The 2,518-nt window shown below is 41.9% G+C and carries 2 protein-coding genes; one reads left to right on the forward strand and one right to left on the reverse strand.

Translation table 11 applies throughout. The features are described from left to right. Window positions 1–2,072, reverse strand: a 2,072-nt coding sequence (locus tag EA341_RS03235) for a M14 family zinc carboxypeptidase (RefSeq protein ID WP_293011264.1), incomplete at its 3' end; no start/stop codon positions are given. 125 nt (window positions 2,073–2,197) lie between these two features. Here EA341_RS03235 and EA341_RS03240 point away from each other — a divergent pair. Continuing rightward, on the forward strand, window positions 2,198–2,518 hold a 321-nt coding region (locus tag EA341_RS03240), incomplete at its 3' end, for a family 16 glycoside hydrolase (protein WP_367126880.1).

The raw sequence follows: 2,518 nt of genomic DNA on the forward strand, positions 1-2,518 counted from the left end.
GAAATAATGGTTCCACCTCTATTCAACCAATCCTTGATATGGGCTATCTGAGAAGCTGAAAGTGCGGAAAAATTACCTGAGGGAAGAATCAAGGTATTGTAATCATATAGATTTACCCTACCAAATAAACCGATATCCACTTTGGAAATAGGCATTCCCACTTTGGTATCCATCAAGTGCCAAATTTCTCCCGCTTCATATTGTGAAGTGCCTTGTCCGACAAGCATGATCACCTTGGGTACCTGAACAGCTGATACATTGTTACTGCCGAGGTCTATGCCTTTGACAGCAAAGCCTGTTGTGGTGGCAAAAATATGTACTCCTGCTTTTTCAGAAGCTGTTTGAAGGGTTTCGTGGAGTTTTGAAGCATCCATTTGTTGGAAAGCAGTAGGGATTACCAAAGTTCCTGCAGGAAATTCCCTTTCACCGGATACTGTATTGGAAGTAAACTCCTTTGCTGAGGTCTCCACATGAACACCTGATTCCTGTAAATGGTGTAGGAGCTTTGGTGCAAAATAATCACTCCAGTCTACCAGGTAAGCTACGTATTTGCCAGCTTGCGGAAATTCAAGTGCTTGTTCAGGTAAAGATGTGATTTGTTCTCCCATGGCAACAGTTCCTTGGGCAGCGTAAGGAATTCCGTAAGCCAATGCCATGGTCCAGGAGGAAGCATCATAGAATACTGAGTCTGCAAACTCTGTTACTTTTTCAAACATGGACCTGACCATTCTGTATTGTGGTTGCGCTGTAGGAACGATCCAGGATTTGCCTTTTTCAAATTGCTGGCCCTCCAGAGAAATGTCTCTGGTATTTTCATAGACCTCGATTTTGTGGTCAAGCAATAATTTGAGAAAAAGCCTGTTTCTGGACTCATCATGCAAATCTCCGAAAACATAAGACTTTGTCCTGCTACTGTTTGCTTCAGAAACAGCTGTTTGGAAAAATTCTCTTAAATAGCGGTGCATGTATTCTCTTTCGTTTACACCTGCTTCCATAGTAGCTATAGAGGTCATCAATTGATTTTTGATCGTGAATTCAAAGGTGATGTCACCTCTTTGAGAAGCCTGTATATGACCTCTTGAAGAGCCTTGTTCAAACACTAATCCAAGGCCTCCCTGAATATCCGGGTAAGTAGATCCATAACCAGGATAGCTATTGTCAAATACTTCCTTTGTCCAGTATAAAGAGCCTATTTCATCTAATGCTTTGGCAAAGTAAGTGGCAAATTTGCTGTTGATTTCCTCATAGTTCTTTCTGGGAACCACTGGATTTTCACTACTAAATGCCTTTGTAGGCTCAAAGAAATAAGTGCTATTGGTTCCCATTTCATGGAAATCACCAACCACATTTGGATACCAACTATGGTACCATTCAATCTTCTTCTGAAGCTCCACATGGGCTAGGGGAAGCCAATCCCTGTTCAGATCAAACCAATAATGATTTACCCTACCTGAAGGCCAGATTTCATTATGCTCTCTGTCCAATGGGTCTGCCACAGGTGGAAAACCTTTATGCATATTTGCCCAATTGGTATGTCTGTCCCTTCCATCAGGATTGATTGCCGGATCAATCATGACCACAGCCTCATTTCTAATTTCTGCTGCTAGACTTGAATTGGAAGCCAAAAGCCAGTAGGCAGTCAAAATGGAAGCTTCGCCTCCTGAAGGTTCATTCCCATGTACGCTGTATGCCAAGTTAATGATTGCCGGCATTCCCGAAACATCCGGCATGCTTTGTTTGGGGTCCACCAGTTTGAGGTGGTTCTTACGTATATCCTCCAGACTTTGGATATTGTCCGACTTACTGATTATTAATACTACCAAAGGCCTCAATTGATTGGTATAGCCAATGGTCTTCAATTCAGCCATAGGGGAGACGGCTGCCAATTTCTCGAAGTAAGCTACCAATCGATCATATCTTGTGTGCCATTCTCCTATCTCGTATCCCAAAAAGGATTCCGGGCTCGGTATTGCAGGATCAAATTCTTCTCCTGGAAAATAATAATCTTTCTGTGCTAGGGAAGAAATACAAAAGCAAGCTACAGACAGTAGGGTGAGTAAATATTTTTTCATTTCTATCTATTTTCTCTAAATCTAAGCTGATTATAGAATTTGAAAAACCTAAAATCCATTAACGGTTTTTGAATGCCTAAGAATTGCCTTAATTTGACAACGAATTATTAAAAACCAATAAACCTATGAACAGAAGTTTAACACTTTCCCTAGCCGGGCTTGCTTTTTTGACCGCAGGTCAGGCTTTTTCCCAGCAAGAAGACATCAAACTCCCGCCACAAGCAACTGAATTTTGGGAACCTGTGGTCAGGCAGATTACTCCTGGTGAACAAAACCATAAGGCTCCTTCTGATGCTATAGTTATTTTTGACGGAACTAACCTGGACGGATTTGTTTCTGCGAAGGATGGAAGCAGTCCAGCACCTTGGAAACTGGATAACGGTGTAATGACAGTGACGCCTAGAACAGGGGATATTCAAACCAAAGAAAAATTTGGAGACATGCAG

The organism is Mongoliibacter sp. (genome assembly GCF_007692705.1).
Taxonomy (GTDB): Bacteria; Bacteroidota; Bacteroidia; order Cytophagales; family Cyclobacteriaceae; genus Mongoliibacter.